The organism is Mesoflavibacter zeaxanthinifaciens subsp. sabulilitoris (assembly GCF_014191595.1).
In the GTDB taxonomy this organism is placed as follows: domain Bacteria; phylum Bacteroidota; class Bacteroidia; order Flavobacteriales; family Flavobacteriaceae; genus Mesoflavibacter; species Mesoflavibacter zeaxanthinifaciens.
Map to the genome: position 1 here is coordinate 99184 of NZ_JACHWV010000002.1, position 23746 is coordinate 122929.

Sequence of the window (23746 nt, forward strand, 5' to 3'; positions counted from 1 at the left end):
ATATAGTTTTCTTCTAAAATAAAAGCGAATATCTTACCGCTTGATTTTAATAATTACACTGTTTTGTATCACTCTAAATGTCTATATTTGAAAATTACTTAATCATTAAAATTAAATGAAATATCTATCTGTATTTTTTATTGCTTTTTTAAGTATAAATATATCAGTAGCTCAAGAAGTAAAAGTAGCTATAGATAGCACGCTTTCTGATGGTGTTTCTTTTAAGCCGGTTAACGAGTTTTATATCTTTGGAGATGCTGCTGTTATTGGTAATAATCTTTTAAGTGAAGACAGTAAAAAACCATACAACAATAGACAAGAAGACAACGACAATATTAAAATGAAATATGTTGATATTGATGATAACCCAGAAACGTTTTCTTCTAGTCAAGCAAAATTAACATTACCTGATGATTTTAAAAAAATTGTTTATGCAGGTTTATATTGGACAGCAACTTACGCGTACGAAAAAGGCACAAGAAAAGCTAAAAAGGATAATTATATCTTTAGAGGTAATGGAGAGCGATCACCAGTAATAAATCAAATAAAAATTAAGCTTCCAAATCAAGATTATCAAGACATTACAGGAGATATTATTTATGACGGATCAACTAATGTAACGCATGCAATAAACTCGCCATATGTTTGTTATGCAGATGTTACAAAATTACTTCAAAACACAGAAGATAAAGCAGGTAACTACACTGTTGCAAATGTTAAAGCAACAGAAGGTTATTTGTCTGGTGGTAGTGCAGCAGGTTGGATGTTGTATGTTATTTATCAATCACCTACAGATAATCCAAAGTACATTTCAACTTACAATGGTTTTGCATTAATAAATAGTAGACCAGTAGATATAAACTTTAAAAATTTTAAATCTATTAATCAAGGTAAAGTAAACACTTCTTTAGTTGTATCTGCTTTAGAAGGAGATAATAATTTAGATTTAGACGAGTGTGCCATTTTAAAAGCAAATAGCAATCAATTTCAATCCTTAAGTAATGGTGCAAGATACCAGCAAAACTTTTTTAATAGCACAATAACCAACAACTCTATGGTCAATAGAGACCGATACCCTAATAGCGAAAACACTTTAGGTTTTGATATTGCTCAATTAAAAATCCCTAATTATAATAACACAATAATTAGTAATGATATAAGTGAAACAACGATGAGATTAAAAACAAAATCAGATCGTTTTTACTTATACTTTACCGCATTTCAAACCGAGATTGCACAAACATTTTTTGAAGATGTAGTACAAGAAACAACGCCAGTAAGCAAAAAAGCCGAAGTAGAACCAGAAGTAGTAAGATCTAACGCTTCTACTATAGCAAGTAAAGATCCTAAAGATACAAAAAGAGCACCTTACGTATATTACAAAAAAGGGTTAAACTCTAATGCTTTTAGATATTTAAAACGAAAAAAATCTACATCTGTTATAGGTATAGAAGGAGGTTATTATGTAATTACTAATGTGTTTTCAGAAGCACAAAGAGCAGGAAAATGGACAGCATCATTAATAAAAAAAGGATTTGATGCAGACGTATTTGTAAACCCAAAAAATAATTGGAACTACGTTTACGTACTTAGAAGCGATACCGCAGAAGAAGCTTTTAAGCTTATGGAAGAATTAAGAACAAATTATAGATATAGAGATGCTTGGATTTTTAAAGCCAATCTCGATTAACAACAAAATTAAAAACTAATGAAAACGCTTAACGATTTCAATTTTAAAAACAAAAAAGCTTTAATCAGAGTAGATTTTAATGTGCCTTTAGATGCTAATTTTAAGGTTACAGATGCCACTCGTATACAAGCAGCTAAACCAACAATAATCAAAATACTTGAAGATGGTGGTAGTTGTGTTTTAATGTCTCATTTAGGTCGTCCTAAAGGTGTGCAAGAAGAATTTTCTCTTAAGCATATTGTATCTAAAGTAGAAGATATTATTGGTGTAGAAACTCAGTTTGTAAACAATTGTGTTGGAGAAGATGTAGAGCAAGCAGTAGCAAATCTAGAACCTGGAAAAATCTTAATTTTAGAAAATTTACGTTTTCATGAAGAAGAAACTAAAGGCGATAAAGGTTTTGCAGAACAATTATCAAAATTAGGTGACATTTATGTAAATGATGCTTTTGGTACTGCGCATCGTGCACACGCATCTACAACTGTAGTTGCACAATTTTTTACAGAAAACAAATGCTTCGGATACCTTTTAGAACAAGAAATTAAAAGTATAGAAAAAGTCATGAAAACTGGCGAAAAACCAGTTTTAGCAGTACTTGGTGGTGCAAAAGTGTCTTCTAAAATTACAATTATAGAAAACATTTTAGATAAAGTAGACCATTTAATTATTGGTGGCGGTATGTCTTTTACATTCGCCAAAGCTAATGGAGGTAAAGTAGGAGATTCTATTTGCGAAGACGATAAAATACCCTTAGCATTAGATATATTAAAACAAGCAAAAGAGAAAAATGTACAAATACATTTACCTGTAGATGTTAAAGCAGCAGATAAGTTTGATAATAATGCAAATACTCAAATCTGTGATATAAATAATATACCAGATGGCTGGCAAGGTTTAGACGCTGGACCAAAATCTTTAGAGCAATTTAAGGATGTTGTTTTAGAATCTAAAACCATTTTATGGAACGGTCCTTTAGGTGTTTTTGAAATGGAAAACTTTGCTAATGGTACTGTAGAATTAGGTAATTTTATTGCAGAAGCAACTAAAAACGGTGCATTTTCACTTGTTGGTGGTGGCGATTCTGTTGCTGCAGTAAAACAATTTGGTTTTGAAGATAAAGTAAGCTACGTAAGTACTGGCGGTGGCGCAATGTTAGAAAGTTTAGAAGGAAAAACTTTACCAGGTATCGCTGCTATCTTAGAATAAAATATAAATAATTAACGTTAAGCAATAAACGCTTTATATGTCTTTAAAAAAATCATTTTTAATAGTTTTAATTTTATCACTTTGTTGTAGCTGGTTATTGGCGCAAGATTCCTTGCAAACCAATTCAACTAGGCTAAAACAAGACCAATTAATTTCTGGAGAAAGTTATGAGATAGATACAATTATTGATGGTCAGACGTATTATAAAAAGTCAATTAAAGCAATTTCTACAGAAATTCCGGAAGCACTTTTAGATGATGAATACGCTGCAGAAATTGATAAAAAATGGTTAGAAGAGTTATATAGTACAACACTTTTTGATACCATTTACAGAGATGTTAAAGGGCTTAACTATAAAGCAGTTTACTATCCAGAATTAACCACAGACACACTAAAAGCAAGGCTTAAAAGATTAAATGCAAAAACACCTTTTAATGTAGAATATAATCCTGCGTTAGAAAGTGTGATAAAAATGTTCTTAAAGAACAGACATCAATCTTTTGAGCGTTTAATGGGATTAAGTAATTACTACTTCCCAATGTTTGAACGCGAATTTGACAACTACGATATTCCTCTAGAGATGAAATATCTAGCAATTGTAGAGTCTGCTTTAAAACCACGAGCTAGATCTCGTGTTGGTGCTACAGGATTATGGCAGTTTATGTTTGCAACAGGTAAACAATACGGTTTGGACGTAAGCAGTTATGTAGACGAACGTAGTGACCCAATAAAATCTACAGAATCTGCTGCAAAATACTTAGCAAAACTTTACGAATTATTTGGCGATTGGGACTTGGCGCTAGCAGCATATAATTCTGGACCAGGTAATGTAAGTAAAGCCATTAGACGTTCTGGAGGTTATCAAAACTATTGGAATATCCGTCCACATCTTCCACGTGAAACAGCAGGATACGTTCCAGCATTTCTAGCCACTATGTATATTTTTGAATATGCAGAAGAGCATGGTTTCATTCAGCATAAACCAGAATTTAATTATATAGATACAGACACGATTCGCGTTAAGCAAATGATTACTTTGGATCAAGTATCAGAGTTTACAGGTGTTAAGATAGAAACGCTTCAGTTTTTAAATCCATCGTACAAACTAGATATTATTCCTCACATCGAAGGAAAAAATTACACTTTAAGATTACCAAGAAATATTATTGGCGCTTTTGTAAATAACGAAGACCAAATGTATGCTTATGCTAAAGCAGAATTTGATAAACGCGAAAAACCGTTACCTCAATTTTTTAATACAGATACAAAAACTAGATACCGTGTTAAACAAGGTGATTATTTAGGAAAAATTGCACGAAAATTTGGAGTAAGAGTTAGTCAAATAAAACGTTGGAATGGTTTAAGAAGTAATAATTTAAGAATTGGTCAACGCTTAACTATTTACCCACGTAATGGTGCAGCAATAAGGCAATCAACAGCTTCAAATTCAAATAGTTCAAATCTAAAAAACTATAAAGGAAAAACCTATACCGTTCAAAAAGGAGACAGCTTGTGGAGTATTTCTCAAAAATTTTCAGGAATTTCTGTTGAAAATATTAAAGAATGGAATAGTATTAGTGGTACTAATTTAAAGCCTGGTATGACATTAAAACTGTCTAAAGGCTAAACTTCAAATTAAAACATCGTTATAAAATGAAAAAAATAATTTTATTGGTCTTAGCAGCTACACTTACTATTGCGTGTAATGATAAGAATAAAAAAGAACAAAGATACGTACAAGACTCATCAGGAGTTTTAAATAACCTTTCTGTCGTTATTGATAGTGATTTATGGAAAGGTAGTGTAGGAGATGCAGTAAGAGATGTAGTAACTACAAATGTACCTGGCTTACCACAAAACGAGCCTATGTTTGATGTAAATCAAATTCCACCTCAAGTTTTTAAAGATTTTGCTACAAAAAACAGAACAGTTTTAAGAGTTAGCAAAGGAAAAGAAGCGGGTTTAAAAATAGCAAATAATGTCTATGCTAAACCACAGAAAGTAGTATTTGTAACAGGACAAAACAACGATCAAATTATCGAAATTTTAAAAACCAATAAGGATAAAATAATTAGTGCTTTTAAAGCGCAAGAAGTTAAATGGCGCCAAGATCAAATAAAAAAATCTGTATTAAACACAGATCAAGTAGAGAAAGAACTAGGCATTACAATTAGTTTTCCTTCTATTTACAGATTTGCTAAAAAGGACGATAACTTTTTCTGGATAAGAAAAAACCTAAGCACAGGAACAAACAACGTTATGCTATATACCATTCCTTATGACTCTATCAATAAAGAAGGAGATATTATAGAGCAAGTTATAAAACACAGAGATAGTTTGGGTAAAAAGTATATACCAGGACCTTTAGACGGTAGTTATATGAAGACAGAAGAGGCTTACTCGCCATTTTTATTCAATACAACAATTGACAATAAACCAACTTACGAGGTAAGAAGTACTTGGGATATAGAAGGTACTTTTAATGCTGGTCCTTTTGTAAATTATATGATAGAGGATAAACCAAACAATAGGTACATAGTTGCAGAAGGGTTTACCTTTGCTCCATCCGTAAATAAAAGAGACTTTGTTTTAGAGCTTGAAGCAATTATAAAGTCGCTTAAAGTTAAATAACAGTTAGGCATAAAGCATAAAAAAACCCAACGCATTTGCATTGGGTTTTTTTTATAAGAATGAGAAAAATTATTTATTTTCCTCTTTATTATCTTCTTTACTTGCGTCTTTAAACTCTTTAATTCCACTTCCTAGACCACGCATTAATTCTGGTATTTTTTTACCTCCAAATAAAAGTAAAACCAAAATAACAATTATGGCAATTTGCCAAGGTCCTACTACACCTAAAAATATACTATTAGAAATCATAACTTTTTAATTTAGGCTACAAAGTTAATAATTAAACTTAAATAATAACGTTTAAACACTAACTTTAGCATTTGCTTAAAGTGCTTAACATAATATTTTAATTACTTTTGTTTTTTACTATGGCAAAAAGCGAAAAAAAATCAAAAAAAATAAAGAAGAAACTACTACACAAGTACCGTTTAGTTATTTTAAATGAAGATACTTTTGAAGAGCGTTTATCTTTAAACTTAAACCGATTAAATGTATTTGTAATAGGTACATTATCGGCCATATTTTTAATTGCATTTACAACACTATTAATTGCATTTACGCCTTTAAAAGAATACATACCTGGTTATTCTTCAACATCTTTAAAAAAGAAAGCTATAGCGTTAAGTTATAAGACAGATTCCTTACAACGCGTTATAGATTTTAACGAAAAATATTTTGCGTCAATAAAGCAAGTTTTACAAGGAGAAGTTAGTGTAGCCGACTTTGATAAAGATTCAATAATCCAAGCAGTAAAGCAAGAGGTTAGTGAGGTAGATTTATCACCAATAAAAGAAGACTCTTTGTTAAGAGAAAAAGTAGATAAAGAAGATAAATATAGCTTATTCGAAACTGCTACAGCAAAAACAAACTTTGTACTTTTCCCACCGGTAAATGGTACCATTAGTGAGCCTTATGATGTAAAAAGTAAACATTATGCTGTAGATATTGTTGTAGAAGAAAACACGCCCATAAAAGCAACCGCAGACGGAACGGTTATTTTTGCAGAATGGACAGCGCAAACAGGTTATGTAATTTTAATAGAACATAGCTCAGGATTAATTTCTGTATACAAACACAATGCATCATTGACCAAATCTCAAGGAGATTTAGTTAAAGCAGGAGAAGTTATTGCTACAGCCGGAAATACTGGCGAATTAACCACAGGACCACATCTTCATTTTGAACTTTGGAGCGATGGTTACCCAGTAAACCCAACTAATTTTATAGATTTTAAGTAATGCCTTCATTTAAATCCATATTAGCAAAACCATTTGCAAAACGCATCTACAAGAAAGTTCAAAAATGGGCAAATAATCCCATTGAAACTCAAGAAAAAGTTTTTAAAAACCTTATCTCAGAAGCTACAGAAACCGCATTTGGTAAAGACCACGATTTTATAAGTATCAATACTTACGAAGACTTTGTAAAACGTGTACCAATAAGAGATTACGAAGATTTAAAACCATATGTAGACCGTGTTGTTAATGGTGAAGAAAATGTACTTTGGAAAGGTAAGCCTCTATACTTTGCAAAAACATCTGGTACAACATCTGGCGCAAAATACATTCCGCTTACCAAAGATAGTATGCCAACACATGTAAATGCAGCTAGAAACGCTATTTTAATGTACATACACGAAACAGGTAATGCAGATTTTGTTAACGGAAAAATGATTTTCTTACAAGGTAGTCCAGTGCTTCAAGAAAAAAACGGAGTACAATTAGGAAGATTATCGGGTATTGTAGCACATTATGTTCCAAAATACCTTCAAAAAAATCGTATGCCATCTTGGGAAACTAACTGTATTGAAGACTGGGAAACCAAAGTAGACGCTATTGTAGAAGAAACATTGCCAGAAAACATGACAGTAATATCAGGTATTCCGTCATGGGTACAAATGTATTTTGAAAAACTGCAGCAAAAAACAGGAAAAAAGGTAGGAGATATCTTTAAAAATTTCAATTTATTCATTTTTGGTGGTGTTAATTACGAACCGTATCGCGCTAAATTTGAAAATCTAATAGGAAGAAAAGTAGATAGTATAGAACTGTATCCTGCAAGCGAAGGTTTTTTTGCTTTTCAAGACAAGCAAGATGAAAAAGGAATGCTTTTACAACTAGACTCAGGTATGTTTTATGAGTTTGTAAAAGCAGAAGATTTTTTCAACGAAAACCCTAAACGAATCACATTAAAGGATGTTGAGGTTGGTGTAAATTATGTTATGATTATATCAACAACAGCAGGACTTTGGGCTTATAACATTGGTGATACCATTCAGTTTACAAACACAAAGCCTTACAGAGTTATTGTTTCTGGAAGGATTAAACACTTCATATCTGCATTTGGAGAGCATGTTATTGGTAAAGAAGTAGAGCAAGCAATGAAAGATGCAACAACAAATACTTCAATTAGAATAAATGAATTTACTGTAGCACCGCAAATCAATCCAGATTCAGGATTACCGTATCACGAATGGTTTATAGAATTTGAAAATGAACCAGAAAACCTTTCCGCTTTAGCGAAAAAATTAGATGCTTCCTTGCAAAAGCAAAACAGTTATTATTTTGATTTAATTGAAGGAAAAGTACTTCAACCATTAAAAATCACAAAAATTGAAAAAAATGGATTTCAAAACTACATGAAATCTATAGGTAAATTAGGTGGACAAAATAAAATGCCAAGACTGTCTAATGATAGAAAGATAGCTGAAGCCCTAAAAGCATTCTTATTGGTTAAATAATATTATATTTGCCTCAACAAAACTAGATAATGAGTATAAAAAAACCACATGAAAGAACTAGAGCTCAAGAAAGCTCAAATGCAATTGAACGCATGTATATTACCATGCGACACTTGTTTAATCGTGGGTTTTATAAGCCAATGGGTGTTTCTGGAGAAACATTAAGAGAAGCATTATTGGTTTTACGACCAGAAATTTATGGTTCTATATCAGAAGAAAAAGCAGAATTAGAAGGCTTGCTTTATGTTATAGACCGTTTACCATACGGGATAGAACAATGCCGATTTATCAATTTAACAAGTGACGAAGGTTATAAAGATTCACATTTTGAGGTTATAATACCTCCTAAAAGACGTCGTAACTGTTATCGTATTGATGATGAGCAAATGAATATTGAAATAACAAGAGGTAGATCAGAAATATACGATATCTTAACCCATCTAACCTTTTTGTTTGTAGAGTCTCATAAAATAAGTAAGCGTGTTCTTATTGATGAAAACGGAGCAACAACAAGAGATTGGCAAAAGTTAGAACAAGCAGTTTTAAAGACAAAAAAGCTTACTCAAAAAGAACGAGAAATAGCAATAACACACACTGCTAATATACTAGGAAGAACGTTTAAAGAACTTACTAAAGTTTACAACGCTTTTGCTTTACCAAATAAGCCAGAACGTCTATTAGAAATAGTCTATTGGCTAGGTAATCTTGCAATAGAAGAAGTTGTTCATAACAATAAAAGAACAGTTACTTTTAGTCCTGTATTAAGAGAACGATTAGGGCACCATTTACATGGAGAAATTTGGGCAAATAGAATTAAAGAAACACTTCAAAAGCATAAGCTTTTAGAAAGACCAATCCATATAATTAGTGCAAATTTACACAGTGTTATGAATACACTTTTTGCACCAATCGCATTAAAATCAGAAACTTCTAAAAACGATATATTTAAAGTTTACGAAAGTTTAAGTCAAAGTAACAATACATCGCTTCGCAATAAAGTAAAGCAAAAGGCGTTACAGCAAGGAATGATTTTTATAGAAGATGAATCGGGAACAAACATAGACGTTCAGATTTTTGATACATCTAAAATAGATCTTTCTAAAACAGATTTAAATTTGCCTAAACCATCTAAAGACAAAGAAGCACCAGTTTTATTTGTAATGGATTATGCGTTTGGTGAACAAGCATACGAAACCATTGACGAGTTTTTAAAACCATATACTAACGAAGGAGATAAAGTATTTTTAAATATTGAATCTGTATCAATTATGGGTAAAGCAGGAATATTAGAAGGAGGAAAAGGAGATATTATGATACCTTCTGCTCATATTTTTGAAGGTACAGCAGATAACTATCCTTTCACAAATGAATTATCTAAAGCAGATTTAGAAGGTCAAGGTGTAGATGTTTATGAAGGGTCTATGATAACTGTTTTAGGGACATCACTTCAAAATAAAGACATACTTAAATTCTTTTTTAATTCAACATGGAATGTTATTGGATTAGAAATGGAAGGTGCGCATTATCAAAAAGCTATACAAGCAGCATCTAAAGTAAGACGAAGTATTAATCCAGATGTAAAAGTAAGATACGCTTATTACGCAAGTGATAATCCGTTAGAAACAGGAAGTACATTAGCATCAGGAGGTTTAGGTACTTCTGGAGTAAAACCAACATATTTAATAACACGTAAGATATTACAACAAATATTTGCTTAAAAGCTATGAGTAAAGAATTACCAAATAATCAAAAACAAAACGAAGAAGTAGACTTAATTGTTTTTTTTAATCTTATTGGAAATGCAATAAACAAAGTTTTAGATTTCTTTAAAGGCATTCTTAAAACAATTTTCTCTTCAATTATTTATGCCTTAAAAACACTATTCAAAAGCTGGAAAATAGTTTTAGGAGTTTTGCTTATAGCAGCTATAGTAGGTTATGCTTTAGAAAAATCAAGACCAACAATTTATACTACAGAAATGTTGGTAGAGCCATATTTCAATTCAAAATATCAATTAGTAACTAACATTAATTATTTTAACGCATTAATTTCTAATAACGAGAAAGAAACCTTAAAAGACATATTTAAAGTTGGGGATGATGTTATAAACGAAGTTAAAAGTTTTGAGATAGAACCAGGACCAGAAACAGAGAATGATAAGTTATTGCAGTATGAAGAGTTTATTAGCAAGCTAGATTCTGTTAGAGCTCAAGAGTATTCTTATGAAGAGTTTTTAGAAAACAGGAGCGTGTATGCTGGTAAATATTTTCTAATAAAAGCTAATGCATATAAGTCTGATATTTTTAAAGATTTAGAAGGAGGTATTTTAAACTCTTTTACCAATGACTATACTAGTAAGGAGATGAAAAGAAGAGACACTTTAATTGAAATTCAGAAGCAAAATCTTTATGATCAATTAAAGCAAGTAGATTCTTTAAAACAATTTTATATTGATGTTGTTAGATCCGAAGCCGATAACAAAAAACAAAATGTTAGACTAGGCGAGTTTTCAATTACTTCAAATGAAAGCTCTAAAACTAGAGAATTTGACTTATTAAAAGAAGAACAAAAGATAAGAAACGAAATAAAAAAATTAGAAGAAGAAAAAATAGAGCAAGATGTTATCTTTGAAGTTATATCAAGTTTTCAAAGAGTAGGAAATACGTCTTCTAGTTGGTTAGAAAAATATTCTATTATATTCCCAGTTTTAGCATTTATACTGCTAATCATTTTCTTTATAGCTAAAAAAGTTATAATATTTACTTTAAATTATGAAGATTAAAACAATACTTGTTACAGGAGGCGCAGGATTTATAGGGTCTAATTTTATTCTACATTATCTTAGCAACAATCCAGGTACAAATGTTGTTAATTTAGATAAGCTCACCTATGCAGGAGAGCTTTCTAATTTAAAAGAAGTAGAGAGTAATCCAAATTATACTTTTATTAAAGGAGATATTTGTGACCGAAACTTAATAGAATCTTTATTTAATAAATATCAATTTGATGGTGTTATTCATTTTGCAGCAGAGTCTCATGTAGACAATTCTATTAACAGTCCTAGCGCTTTTATAGACACAAATATTACTGGGACATTCAATTTAATAGATGTAGCAAAATCCAATTGGATGGAAGCACCATTTAAACACAAAGACGGTTGCGAAAACAACAGGTTTCATCATATATCTACAGATGAGGTTTATGGTACCTTAGGAGAAACAGGATTGTTTACAGAAAATACGCCTTATGCACCAAATAGTCCGTATAGTGCATCAAAAGCATCTTCAGATTTTATAATTAGAAGCTATTTTCATACGTATGGAATGAATGTTGTTACCACAAATTGTTCTAATAATTATGGACCAAAACAGCATGATGAGAAGCTTATACCAACAATTATAAGAAAAGCTATTTCAGGAGAAAACATTCCTATTTATGGCGATGGAACAAACGTTAGAGATTGGTTATATGTATTAGATCACTGTAAAGGTATAGACCTAGTTTTTAAAACAGGAAAAGCAGGAGAAACTTACAATATTGGAGGTAGAAATGAAAGAAATAATCTGTACATTGTAAACACTATCTGTTCAATTTTAGATGAAATTAAGCCTGCAGACAAATCATATAAAGATCAAATAACTTTTGTAACAGATAGACCAGGACATGATTTTAGATATGCAATTGATGCTTCTAAAGTTGAAAACGAATTAGGCTGGAAAGCAGACGAAAACTTTGAAACAGGCATAAAAAAAACCATAGATTGGTACCTAAAAAAATATACTGATTAATGAAAGGAATAATTTTAGCAGGCGGATCAGGAACAAGACTTCACCCATTGACAAAAGTATTAAGTAAGCAGTTAATGCCTATTTATGACAAGCCAATGATATATTATCCGCTTTCTACATTAATGCAAGCTGGTATCAATGAAATTCTAATAATTTCTACACCAGAACACGTTCCTTTTTTTAAACAGCTTTTAGGAGATGGATCAAGCTTAGGCTGTACTTTTCAATATGCAGTACAAGACGCACCAAACGGTTTAGCAGAAGCATTTATTATAGGAGAAGAATTTATAGGAGAAGATAAAGTAGCCTTAATATTAGGAGATAATATTTTTTACGGAACAGGACTTGCAGACCTGTTAAAAGCAAATAATAATCCTGATGGAGGTATTGTGTATGCTTATCACGTTACAGATCCAGAACGTTATGGCGTAGTTAATTTTGATAAAGAAGGCAAAGCACTTTCTATTGAAGAAAAGCCCGAAAAACCTAAATCAAATTACGCAGTTCCTGGTATATATTTTTATGATAATGAAGTAGTAAATATTGCTAAAAATATAAAACCAAGTCATAGAGGCGAATTAGAAATTACAGATGTAAACAAAGCTTATTTAGAGCAAGGTAAGCTACAAGTAAGTATTTTAGATAAAGGTACGGCTTGGTTAGATACAGGTACATTTAAATCTTTAATGCAAGCCTCTCAATTTGTTCAAGTTATAGAAGAACGTCAAGGATTAAAAATAGGAGCTATAGAAGAAGCTGCTTATACAAGTGGTTTTATAACTAAACAACAGTTAATAGACCTTGCTACGCCACTTTTAAAAAGTGGTTATGGTAAACATTTAATAAGCTTAGTAAAAGAAGACTAATGATTGCTAAAGAAACTAAGCTGAAAGGTTGTTATATTCTAGAACCAACTGTTTTTGGTGATTCAAGAGGCTATTTTTTTGAAAGCTACAACAAACAAACGTTTGATAAACTCATAAACCAAAATATAAATTTTGTACAAGACAATGAGTCTTTTTCTTCTCGTGGAGTTTTAAGAGGATTACATGGTCAAAAAGATGAGTTTGCTCAAGCTAAATTAGTAAGAGTAACACAAGGCGAAGTACTAGACGTAGCTGTAGATTTTAGAAAAGATTCACCTACGTATTTGCAACACGTTTCTGTAAAATTATCTTCAGAAAATAAGAAGCAGTTATTTGTTCCTAGAGGATTTTTACACGGTTTTGTAGTGTTGAGTGAAACAGCAGTTTTTAACTATAAATGTGATAATTTATATAACAAAGATGCAGAAATTGGAATTATGTATAATGATTCCGATTTAAGCATAGATTGGTTGCTAAATGAAGATGAGTTGTTAGTATCTGAAAAAGATAAAAACTTACCAACCTTAAAGCAGTTTTTTCAATGACAAAAATATTAGTAACAGGAGGAAAAGGGCAATTAGGACAATGTTTGCAATCTATATCTAACGACTTTAAGACGTTAGATTTTGTGTTTTTAGGCAGCAACGATTTAGATATTTCCAATAATATAGAAGTAGAAGCTTATTTTAAAAATAATACTTTTGACTATTGTATTAACTGTGCTGCTTACACAGCAGTAGATAAAGCTGAAGAAGAGCAAGAAAAAGCCAAACAAATTAATGAAATTGGAGCTAAAAACTTAGCGCATGCTTGTTTTAAAAATAGCGTGACTTTGATACATATTTCAACAGATTTTGTTTTTGATGGAACAGCAAAATTACCTTATACCGAAGAAGATAGGACAAATCCAATATCTGTATACGGAAAAACAAAACGAGATGGAGAATTAGCAATAATATCTAACCTACCAGAACACTTTATTATTCGTACATCTTGGTTATATTCAGAATTTGGGAGTAATTTTGTGAAAACTATGTTGAGGTTATCAGAAGAAAAAAAAGAATTAAGTGTTGTAGATGATCAAACAGGTTGCCCTACCTATGCAAAAGATTTAGCTGAAGTCATTTTAAAAATCATAGACAGTCAATCTAAAAAGTTTGGGATATATCATTATTCAAACCAAGGACAAATCACTTGGTATGATTTTGCAAAAGAAATTTTTAAGCAATCAAAAGCAGATATTAACCTTTACAAAACCGACTCAAAAACATTTAAAACACTTGCAACACGACCAAAGCATAGTGTATTAAATACTAGTAAAATACATTCTCTTCTAAAATTAGAACCAATACAATGGAAGAAAAGTTTAGAAACATGTTTAACACAAATAAATAAATAATTAATAAAATTATGTACACAACCAACTTTCATAATAAAGAATTAAACAATCTCACCTTTTTAATCACAGGTGGCGCAGGTTTTATTGGCTCAAATTTAGTAGAATATTTACTTAAAAATAACGCTAAAAAAGTTGTTGTCTTAGATAATCTTGCAACAGGAAAAATTGAAAATATTAGTGCCTTTATCAAACACTCTAACTGCGAGTTTATAGAAGGCGATATTAGAGATTTGGACACTTGTAAAAAGGCAATGCAAGATGTAGATTACGTCTTACATCAAGCAGCTTTAGGTTCTGTACCACGATCAATTAATGATCCAATAACTTCTAACGAAGTCAACATCTCTGGTTTTTTAAACATGTTAGTTGCTGCTAAAGACTCTTCAACAGTTAAAAGAATGGTGTACGCCGCTTCGTCTAGCACTTACGGAGATAGTAAACAATTACCAAAGGTAGAAGACAATATAGGCAAACCATTATCACCTTATGCAGTTACTAAATACGTTAATGAACTGTATGCAGATGTTTTTTACAAAACTTATGGATTAGAAACTATTGGCTTAAGATATTTCAATGTTTTTGGGCAAAGACAAGATCCAAACGGAGCTTACGCTGCAGTAATCCCAAAATTTATCGGTCGTTTTTTAAATAATGAAGAGGTTATTATCAATGGAGACGGAAAACACTCAAGAGATTTTACATACATAGAAAATGTAGTACAAGCCAATATAAAAGCAGCTTTAACAGATAACCCAAAAGCAGTTAATCAAGTATATAACGTTGCTTTTGGAGATAACACTAATTTAAATGAATTAGTTGAAGCCATTAAAAACGGACTTTCTGCCTTAAATATTTCAACGTCCTCCAAAGTAACTAACGGACCGGAAAGACAAGGCGATGTAAAACACTCTTTGGCAGATATATCTAAAGCCAAAGCTAATTTTGATTACAATCCTGAGTTCTCATTTTCTGAAGGAATAGAACACACGATAAAATATTATATAGATAATAATGAAAGCATTTAGCATTTCAAAAAACTTAGAAACAGCAATAAAAGCTTCATTACATGCCGGAAAGGAAATAATGAAGGTTTATAATTCTGAAATTGAAGTAGAATACAAAGACGATAAATCGCCGTTAACTGAAGCAGATAAAAGAGCAAACGATATTATCAATTCGTTTTTAATTCCCACAGAAATTCCAATTATTTCAGAAGAAAATAAACAGACAGATTATAACGAAAGAAAACACTGGAATCAATGCTGGATTGTAGATCCTGTAGATGGTACCAAAGAGTTTATAAAACGTAATGGAGAGTTTACTGTAAACATAGCATTAGCCGAAGATGGTATTCCAAAATTAGGAGTCATTTATGTACCTTCAATTAAAACCATTTATGTTGCAGATGTAGAAAGCAAACAAGCTTTTAAAGCAGAATTAAATATTCATGATGTTTCAATAGATGTAGTTTTAAATTCAGCAACTCAACTGATACCAAAACAAGAAGATTCAATATTAGTAGAAGTTGTTGGAAGTCGTTCTCATATGAGTCAAGAAACACTTGATTATGTAGAAGATTTAAAACAACAAGGTAAAGAGGTACACATAGTATCAAAAGGAAGTTCTTTAAAATTCTGTTTAGTCGCAGAAGGTAAAGCAGACGTATATCCACGATTTGCACCAACTATGGAATGGGACACTGCTGCAGGACAAGCTATCTGTAATGCTGTTGGTATTTCTGTAATTTCTAAAGAAACCAATAAACCACTACTTTATAACAAAGAAGATTTATTAAACCCTTGGTTTTTAGTGTCTAAATAAAATGAAAGACAGTTCATATAAGAGGCACCTTGCCAAAACCATTACTTGGCGTATTGTTGGTACAATAGATACCATTGTACTATCATGTATCATATCTGGTAATCCATTTACAGGATTAAAAATTGGATTTTCAGAAGTGATTACAAAAATGGTTTTGTATTACCTTCATGAAAGAACATGGTTTAAAATTAACTTATCAAAAGATGGTAAAGTTTTAGAAAGCAAAAAAAGACACATAGCAAAAACATTAACTTGGCGATTTATAGGCACTTTAGACACAATAATCTTAGCGTGGATTATATCTGGTGACCCATTAACAGGACTTAAAATAGGTTTTGCAGAAGTAATTACAAAAATGCTGTTATACTATTTACATGAAAGAACGTGGTATAAAATAAATTATGGATTAGATGAAAGAAGGAAATAAATTAGATATAAGTAAAAATATTATACAACACGATTATCAAGTAAGTCGTGAGGACAGAAAGTCTAAAAATAATCACAATTCATTTTTGATTTGGTTTACGGGTCTATCAGGATCTGGAAAATCGACAATAGCAAACCTTGTAGAACAGCAACTTTTTGAAAAAGGAATAAAAACCTACACACTTGATGGTGATAATATTAGAAAAGGAATTAATAATGATTTAACATTTTCACCTGAAGATAGAACTGAAAACATAAGAAGAATAGCCGAGATCTCTAACTTAATGATTGATGCAGGTTTAGTTGTCTTAGCTGCATTTGTTTCACCTTATAAAAAAGATAGAGAAAACGTCAAGAATATCGTTAAAAACAGTAATTTTGTCGAGGTTTTTATCAATACTAGTGTTGAAGAATGTGAACGTAGAGACGTAAAAGGGCTTTACAAAAAAGCACGTGCAGGAGAGATAAAAAACATGACAGGTATATCGGCGCCTTACGAAGCACCAGAACAACCTGATATAGAAATAAAAACAGAAGAAGTATCTGTAAAAGAGGCGGTTAATAAAATTATTGACCACATAACACCAAAATTAAAACTGGACAATGAGTAAGTATTACTTAAACTATTTAGATGAATTAGAAAGTGAAGCAATATTTGTTTTGCGAGAAGTTTGGGCACAGTTTGAAAATCCAGTCATTCTTTTCTCTGGTGGTAAAGATTCAATAGTCGTTACACATTTAGCTAGAAAAGCGTTTTACCCAAGCAAAATACCATTTTCTTTAATGCATGTAGATACAGGACATAATTTCCCTGAAACTATTCAATTTAGAGATAATTTAATTAAAGAATTAGGCGCTAATTTAATTGTTGGATCTGTTCAAGAGTCTATTGACCAAGGTAGAGTTGCTGAAGAAAAAGGAAAAAATGCAACTCGTAATGCACTTCAAATTACAACACTTTTAGATGCTATTGAAGCTAATAAAATAGATTGTGCGATTGGTGGAGGAAGACGTGATGAAGAAAAAGCAAGAGCAAAAGAACGTTTTTTCTCACATCGAGACGATTTTGGACAATGGGATCCAAAAAATCAACGACCAGAATTATGGAACATCTTTAACGGAAAGCATTTTGAGGGCGAGCACTTTAGAGCATTCCCTATAAGTAACTGGACAGAAATGGATGTGTGGAATTATATTAAAAGAGAAAACATCTCAATTCCATCACTATACTTTGCTCACGAAAGAGAAGTGGTTTGGAGAAGTAACTCTTGGATCCCAAAATCTGAATTTTTAATTTTAGATGAAGGTGAAGAAGTAGTAACTAAAAAAATACGTTTTAGGACTTTAGGAGACATTACAATAACAGGAGGAATAGAATCTGATGCAGATACTGTAGAGAAGATAGCTACAGAAGTAGCAGCAATGAGACAAACCGAAAGAGGTAACAGAAGTGACGATAAGCGTTCAGAATCTGCAATGGAAGATAGAAAAAGAGAAGGATATTTTTAGAGTTGAGATAATAGGAGATAGGCTATAAGCTTTAGGCGATAGGCTTTATGCGAAAAATAAATATTTAAATTTGAGAGATTTTAAAAAATATGAAGTGTGGCGATTAAGTCATAAGCTTACCTTAGAAGTTTATGACCTAACAAAATCATTTCCAACAAACGAAAAATATCAAATCATTTCTCAAATGCAAAGAGCAGCATATAGTTTACCTTCAAATTTTAGTGAAGGTTGTGGCAGGAAGTCAGATAAAGAGTTTTCACGATTTATCCAGATTTGCTTAGGATCAGCACACGAATTAGAATATTTTTTCATTTTATCAAAAGATTTAAACTATATATCAGAAGAAGTTTCGGATGAAATGAGTCAAAAAATAAATATCATAAAACGAAAACTATTTACTTTAGACAAACGGCTTAAAGCTTAGTACCTAAAGCCTAAAGCATAAATTATGTTAGACAATAATCAATTATTAAGATTTACAACAGCAGGAAGTGTAGACGACGGAAAAAGTACACTAATTGGTCGATTATTATACGATTCAAAATCTATTTTTGAAGATCAATTAGAAGCGATAGAAAGCACAAGTAAGAAAAAAGGACATGATGGTGTAGACTTAGCGTTATTTACAGATGGATTAAGAGATGAAAGAGAGCAAGGGATAACCATAGATGTGGCTTACAGGTATTTTACAACACCAAAACGTAAGTTTATCATAGCAGATACACCAGGACATATTCAATATACACGTAATATGGTTACAGGCGCATCAACAGCAAATGTGGCTATAATTTTAGTAGACGCAAGACATGGTGTTATTGAACAGACTAAAAGACACGCTTTTATAGCTTCGTTACTACAAATTCCACATATTATCGTATGTATCAATAAGATGGATTTAGTAGATTTTTCAGAAGATGCTTATAATAACATTGTTTCTCAGTTTGAGAGTATTTCATCTAAAATGCTAGTTAAGGATGTAAGGTTTATACCAATTTCAGCATTATTAGGAGATAATGTAGTTAACCGTTCAGAACATATGTCTTGGTATCAAGGTGCACCATTATTACATACTTTAGAGACGATGCATATTAGTAGCGATGTAAATAAAGTAGATGCACGTTTTCCTGTGCAAACCGTTTTAAGACCACAAAGTGAAGATTTTAGAGATTATCGTGGTTATGCAGGTCGTGTTGCTAGTGGTATTTTTAGAAAAGATGATGAGGTTACAGTAATGCCTTCTGGATTTACTTCAAAAATAAAAAGTATAGACACCTTTGAAGGAGAAGTTAGTGAAGCCTACGCACCAATGTCTGTATCAATAACATTAGAAGATGATATTGATATTAGCCGAGGTGATATGATTGTACGTTCTAACAACAAACCAGAAGCATCTCAAGATATCGAGGTGATGCTATGTTGGTTAAATAATAGTCCAGCAAAGCCTAGAGCAAAATATACTATAAAACATACGTCTAATGATCAAAAAGCAATGATCAAAGAAGTGGTTTATAAAATAGATATTAATACTTTAGAGCGTAATAGCGAGGATAAAGACTTAAAGATGAACGACATCTCTAAAGTAAAAATAAGAACAACAAAACCATTAATGATAGACTCATACAGAGAAAACAGGACAACAGGAAGTATTATCTTGGTAGATGATACTACTAATGAGACTGTAGCTGCTGGTATGGTTGTATAATTTAAAGCGAATAAAATGATTGAAAACAAAAACTATTCAATTGCAATAATAGGTTTAGGCTATGTTGGTTTACCTCTAGCAGTAGAGTTTGCAAAAAAACATAAAGTTACAGGCTTTGATATTAACACTTCTCGTGTAGATAAGTTAAACAGCGGTCATGACGATACTTTAGAAGTTAGTGACGAAAATTTAAAAGCTGTTTTAAATCAGAATGAAAATAAAGGTTTAAAACTAACAGATAAAGCTCAAGATATTTCTTCATGTAACGTTTACATAGTTACAGTTCCAACACCGGTAGATAAAAATAATAGACCTATTTTAACACCGCTTATCAAAGCTTCAGAAACTATAGGTAAAGTACTTAAACAAGGAGATATTGTTATTTACGAATCAACGGTTTACCCTGGAGTAACAGAAGACGAATGCGTTCCTGTTTTAGAGAAAACAAGTGGTTTAAAATTTAATCAAGATTTTTATTGTGGTTATTCTCCAGAACGTATTAATCCTGGTGATAAACAACATACAGTAGCTAATATTTTAAAAGTTACTTCAGGGTCTACACCAGAAATAGGGGAAGAAATAAATAATTTATACGCATCTATTATTACAGCAGGAACACATTTAGCACCAACTATTAAAGTTGCAGAAGCTGCAAAAGTAATAGAAAATGCGCAACGCGATATAAATATTGCTTTTGTAAATGAATTAGCTAAAATCTTCAATAAATTAGATATAGATACACATGCGGTGCTAGAAGCAGCTGCCACTAAATGGAATTTTTTACCATTTAAACCAGGTTTAGTAGGCGGACATTGCATAGGCGTAGATCCTTTTTATTTGGCACAAAAAGCACAAGAAGTAGGCTATCATCCCGAAATAATTTTAGCAGGAAGACGTTTAAATGATAGTATGGGAGAATATGTAGCAACTGAAGTCTTAAAATTAATGGTAAAAAACGACATTACTATTAAGGATGCTAAAGTGTTAATGTTAGGTATTACCTTTAAAGAAAACTGTCCAGATATTAGAAACACAAAAGCTATAGATGTTTATAAAGCACTAAAAGGCTTTAATATGGATGTGGATGTTTATGATCCTTGGGCAGATCAAGAAGAGGTTAAAGAAGAATATAACATTTCAACAATTCAAAAACTAGGAACAAACTATGATGCAATTGTACACGTTGTATCACATAAAGAATTTTTAGATTTAGATTTAAAAAAATTAAAATCTAATAAAGGAATTGTTTATGATGTTAAAGGGAATTTAGCAATAGATTTAATAGATAAAAGATTGTAAGAAATAAATAGAGCTTCTTTAATAGAAAATGAATATATTTTTATCTGTAAATAGACATTTAGTCATAAGTAATGGTTTATTAGTTTTATTAGTTCTTTTTCCTATTTTACCTTTTGCATTTAGTTCTATAATATCTGTTATTTTTGTTTTATCTGTAATAGTTCTAAATCATGGCGAATTAACAGCTAATTTTAGTAGTAATAAAAAGTCATTCTTAGTACACATATTATTTTATCTTTGTATGATTTTTTCTATAGTTTATACAGATAATTTATCTAAAGGTTTAGAAGAAGTTAAACGAGGTCTCCCTTTATTATTATTCCCTTTTGTTTTCTATTTTAATAAATGCCTTTTTAAGAAGTGGTTTTTATCTGTTTTAAAGGCTTTTGTTTTTGCTAACTTTATATATATAATTTACTTGTATAATTTTATTGTAGATAAGTTATCTCCTTATAAAGATTTTGGTTTTAGGCATGAAATATATCCTATAAAGTTTGTAAAGTCTTTTACAATTTCCTTTAATCAGATTTTACAAAAAGCAATACACGTTCAATACAAACCACCGTACCTTATGTTTCATAAAGCGTACTTATCAATGTTTGTTTTGTTTTCAATTTTTATTTTGATTTTTCTTGTTTCCAGAACTGAGAAAAGGTTTGCAAAAGTTTTATATATACTTATAGCTCTATTTTTTTGTTTTGTTTTATTTCATTGGTTTTCTATGCCTAATATTGCAGTGCTTTTAATCGCTTTACTTTTTCTTATAATTAAAAGATTAAGAAAATTTAAATTAAGACTGATTTTTTTGCTTTTCATTATTGTTTCTAGTTTTTTTTTAGCAAACAATTCTTTTGTGAAAAGCAAAATAGAATCTAATATCTTAATTAATTTAAATTATAAACAAGTTTCTAACTTTTTTAAAAACAGTTTAAACAACAACACTTTAAACATTAGCGGAAGAGCTGCAATAAATAATTGTAGTTTAATTTTAATTAAAGAACATCCTTTTTTTGGTTATGGAATAGGCTCTGTTAGCAATAAATTATTAGAATGCTATAAAGAAAACAATTATTTAAATGAGTATAATAATAAGTTAAATTCTCACAATAATTTTACACATATCTATTTATCTTCTGGGATAATTGCTTTTTTGTCTATACTCTATTTTTTCTTTTATTTTTTTAAGTTTTCTATAAAAAATAAAGATTATTTATACTTGTCATTTTTAGCGATAGTATTAGTTAACATGTTATTTGAGACAATTTTATACCGATCTCATGGTATTTTATTTTTTTCAATTTTTAGCCCGTTGTTATATGTTAATTCGCAAAAAAGCTAAATAATCTAAAGAGGTATGGAGTTAATATTAGATGGTTATAATTTTTTATTTCAGTTAGTTTTAATAACTACTATTTTTATATATGGATATAGAAATAAAAAACAATACTCTATCAGCAATATTAATTATCTATTCCTCTTTTTATTACATTTTTTTTGCTGTATAGTGAGTTGGTTTTTGTCAAAAGAATCTAGTGATGCTTTTACTTATTACACAGTGGTTAGCAATACTTCTAATTGGTTTAGTTTATTTGGTTTTGGTGCAGGTTTTATAAAATTTATAATATACCCATTAATTAATTACTTTAAATTAAACTTTTTATCACTATTTATAATATTTTCTTCTTTTTCGTTTTTTGGTTTTCTTATTTTAAATAAGTTATTTTCAAGATTAAATGGGGATGATCCAATGCAAATATTTAAATTAAATATTTCTACGATAATCTTATTTCTACCAGGTTTTCATCTTTGGGTTTCACCTATGGGTAAAGACAGCTTAATTTTTTATCTAACCATGGTAGTTTTTTACAGACTAATTTTTTATGATAATAAAAAACTACTTAGATTAATTTTCTTTTTAGTTTTAATATTATTCATTAGATTTTATGTGATTATTTATTTGTTATTAGGATTGGCGCTATATCATGCAGTACATTTATTATCAAAATTGAAGCATTTTTTATGGTTTACTTCTTTTATAATTATAAGCTTTGCAACATACTATATAGCAAAAGTTAAATTTAACTTTGAGTTGTTTATTTTTTTAGAAGAAAAACTATCATACATATCTGTTTACGCTACAAGAAAATTAGAAATGGGTTCCTATATCGATCCAAAAACACATAATCTTCCACAAAAGGTATTTATTTATTTATTCGGACCAGATATATTTACGGCTCAAAGTTATATGCAAAAATATGTAGCAATTGAGAATATAATCTTATTTATTGTTATTTTAAAAGGCCTTTTTACGTTTTCATTTAATAGAGTCTTTAAAAGTAAAATTATAAGTGTTTTATTTTTTTATAGCCTTATATTCTTAATTATAAATGCCTACTATATGTATAATTTAGGGCTTGCAAATAGACAAAAATATATGATAATACCAGCGTTATTAATTGTGATATTTTATTCTTATCATAAATCTCAGACAAACCAATCAAATGAGTTCTAATCAAGATACTATAAGTGATATTAATACTAAAACTAAAAGTGGTTTTTTGTGGATATTAGTAATTAATATTTTAGCAGCTCCTGTTCAATTTTTAATTAGTTTAACACTTGGTAGAATATCGCCTGAACTTTTAGGTAAATATGGTTTTTTAGAAATT

At 30.5% G+C, this 23746-nt stretch carries 23 protein-coding genes; 22 read left to right on the forward strand and 1 reads right to left on the reverse strand.

Going from position 1 to position 23746, the window contains the following annotated elements:
- Positions 1-115 precede the first annotated feature (115 nt).
- From FHS04_RS03225 to FHS04_RS03240, 4 genes are read left to right on the forward strand one after another with little or no spacing between them, the layout of a single operon-like run.
- Positions 116-1690, forward strand: a complete 1575-nt coding sequence (locus FHS04_RS03225) for an SPOR domain-containing protein (protein WP_106680786.1) — start codon at positions 116-118, stop codon at positions 1688-1690.
- An 18-nt stretch (positions 1691-1708) separates the two neighbouring features.
- Positions 1709-2896: a phosphoglycerate kinase gene (locus FHS04_RS03230; protein WP_106680784.1), complete on the forward strand. Its 1188-nt coding sequence runs from the start codon at positions 1709-1711 to the stop codon at positions 2894-2896.
- A gap of 37 nt (positions 2897-2933) precedes the next feature.
- Entirely contained in the window at positions 2934-4523 is a 1590-nt protein-coding gene (locus FHS04_RS03235) for a lytic transglycosylase domain-containing protein (protein WP_106680782.1), read from the forward strand.
- A gap of 26 nt (positions 4524-4549) precedes the next feature.
- Positions 4550-5527, forward strand: a complete 978-nt coding sequence (locus tag FHS04_RS03240) for a DUF4837 family protein (protein WP_106680780.1) — start codon at positions 4550-4552, stop codon at positions 5525-5527.
- Positions 5528-5596: 69 nt separating this feature from the next.
- Here the strand turns inward: FHS04_RS03240 and FHS04_RS03245 are convergent, their stop codons facing one another.
- Positions 5597-5776 carry a Sec-independent protein translocase subunit TatA/TatB gene (locus FHS04_RS03245; RefSeq protein WP_027879329.1) on the reverse strand — a complete coding sequence of 60 codons (180 nt, stop codon included), beginning with the start codon at positions 5774-5776 and terminating at the stop codon, positions 5597-5599.
- Positions 5777-5895: 119 nt separating this feature from the next.
- Here FHS04_RS03245 and FHS04_RS03250 point away from each other — a divergent pair, with 119 nt between their 5' ends.
- From FHS04_RS03250 to FHS04_RS03335, 18 genes are all read left to right on the forward strand, one after another.
- Positions 5896-6765: a M23 family metallopeptidase gene (locus FHS04_RS03250; RefSeq protein WP_106680778.1), complete on the forward strand. Its 870-nt coding sequence runs from the start codon at positions 5896-5898 to the stop codon at positions 6763-6765.
- Positions 6765-8267, forward strand: coding sequence for a GH3 auxin-responsive promoter family protein (locus tag FHS04_RS03255; protein WP_106680776.1), 1503 nt, complete (start codon positions 6765-6767; stop codon positions 8265-8267). Before FHS04_RS03250 ends, FHS04_RS03255 begins: the two co-directional genes overlap by 1 nt.
- Positions 8268-8296: 29 nt before the next feature.
- Positions 8297-9985 carry a DUF6909 family protein gene (locus FHS04_RS03260; RefSeq protein ID WP_106680774.1) on the forward strand — a complete coding sequence of 563 codons (1689 nt, stop codon included), beginning with the start codon at positions 8297-8299 and terminating at the stop codon, positions 9983-9985.
- A gap of 5 nt (positions 9986-9990) precedes the next feature.
- Entirely contained in the window at positions 9991-11049 is a 1059-nt protein-coding gene (locus FHS04_RS03265) for a hypothetical protein (RefSeq protein ID WP_106680772.1), read from the forward strand.
- Complete coding sequence (gene rfbB, locus FHS04_RS03270; RefSeq protein WP_106680953.1) at positions 11045-12055, forward strand: dTDP-glucose 4,6-dehydratase; 1011 nt, start codon at positions 11045-11047, stop codon at positions 12053-12055. The genes FHS04_RS03265 and rfbB overlap by 5 nt, the downstream gene beginning before the upstream one ends.
- Complete coding sequence (gene rfbA, locus FHS04_RS03275) at positions 12055-12921, forward strand: glucose-1-phosphate thymidylyltransferase RfbA (protein ID WP_106680770.1); 867 nt, start codon at positions 12055-12057, stop codon at positions 12919-12921. Before rfbB ends, rfbA begins: the two co-directional genes overlap by 1 nt.
- On the forward strand, positions 12921-13466 hold the full coding sequence (gene rfbC / locus FHS04_RS03280; RefSeq protein ID WP_106680768.1) for a dTDP-4-dehydrorhamnose 3,5-epimerase: 546 nt from the start codon (positions 12921-12923) through the stop codon (positions 13464-13466). Before rfbA ends, rfbC begins: the two co-directional genes overlap by 1 nt.
- On the forward strand, positions 13463-14320 hold the full coding sequence (gene rfbD / locus FHS04_RS03285; protein WP_106680765.1) for a dTDP-4-dehydrorhamnose reductase: 858 nt from the start codon (positions 13463-13465) through the stop codon (positions 14318-14320). Before rfbC ends, rfbD begins: the two co-directional genes overlap by 4 nt.
- Before the next feature lie 11 nt (positions 14321-14331).
- On the forward strand, positions 14332-15345 hold the full coding sequence (locus FHS04_RS03290) for an SDR family oxidoreductase (RefSeq protein WP_106680763.1): 1014 nt from the start codon (positions 14332-14334) through the stop codon (positions 15343-15345).
- Positions 15332-16141: a 3'(2'),5'-bisphosphate nucleotidase CysQ gene (gene cysQ, locus FHS04_RS03295; RefSeq protein WP_106680760.1), complete on the forward strand. Its 810-nt coding sequence runs from the start codon at positions 15332-15334 to the stop codon at positions 16139-16141. The genes FHS04_RS03290 and cysQ overlap by 14 nt, the downstream gene beginning before the upstream one ends.
- 1 nt (position 16142) lies before the next feature.
- Entirely contained in the window at positions 16143-16568 is a 426-nt protein-coding gene (locus tag FHS04_RS03300) for a DUF2061 domain-containing protein (protein WP_106680757.1), read from the forward strand.
- 7 nt (positions 16569-16575) lie between these two features.
- Positions 16576-17178 (forward strand): adenylyl-sulfate kinase, encoded by a 603-nt coding sequence (gene cysC, locus FHS04_RS03305; protein ID WP_027879317.1) that lies wholly within the window; start codon positions 16576-16578, stop codon positions 17176-17178.
- Positions 17171-18076: a sulfate adenylyltransferase subunit CysD gene (cysD, locus tag FHS04_RS03310; RefSeq protein WP_027879316.1), complete on the forward strand. Its 906-nt coding sequence runs from the start codon at positions 17171-17173 to the stop codon at positions 18074-18076. The genes cysC and cysD overlap by 8 nt, the downstream gene beginning before the upstream one ends.
- A gap of 70 nt (positions 18077-18146) precedes the next feature.
- A complete protein-coding gene (locus FHS04_RS03315) occupies positions 18147-18500 on the forward strand; it encodes a four helix bundle protein (RefSeq protein ID WP_106680754.1) in 354 nt (117 codons plus the stop codon).
- Between the two features lie 24 nt (positions 18501-18524).
- Positions 18525-19778, forward strand: a complete 1254-nt coding sequence (gene cysN, locus FHS04_RS03320; protein WP_106680752.1) for a sulfate adenylyltransferase subunit CysN — start codon at positions 18525-18527, stop codon at positions 19776-19778.
- 15 nt (positions 19779-19793) lie between these two features.
- Positions 19794-21077 carry a nucleotide sugar dehydrogenase gene (locus tag FHS04_RS03325; protein ID WP_106680749.1) on the forward strand — a complete coding sequence of 428 codons (1284 nt, stop codon included), beginning with the start codon at positions 19794-19796 and terminating at the stop codon, positions 21075-21077.
- 721 nt (positions 21078-21798) lie between these two features.
- A complete protein-coding gene (locus tag FHS04_RS14420) occupies positions 21799-22416 on the forward strand; it encodes an O-antigen ligase family protein (RefSeq protein ID WP_396652493.1) in 618 nt (205 codons plus the stop codon).
- 15 nt (positions 22417-22431) lie between these two features.
- Positions 22432-23589 carry a hypothetical protein gene (locus FHS04_RS03335; protein WP_146131324.1) on the forward strand — a complete coding sequence of 386 codons (1158 nt, stop codon included), beginning with the start codon at positions 22432-22434 and terminating at the stop codon, positions 23587-23589.
- Positions 23590-23746: the final 157 nt, after the last annotated feature.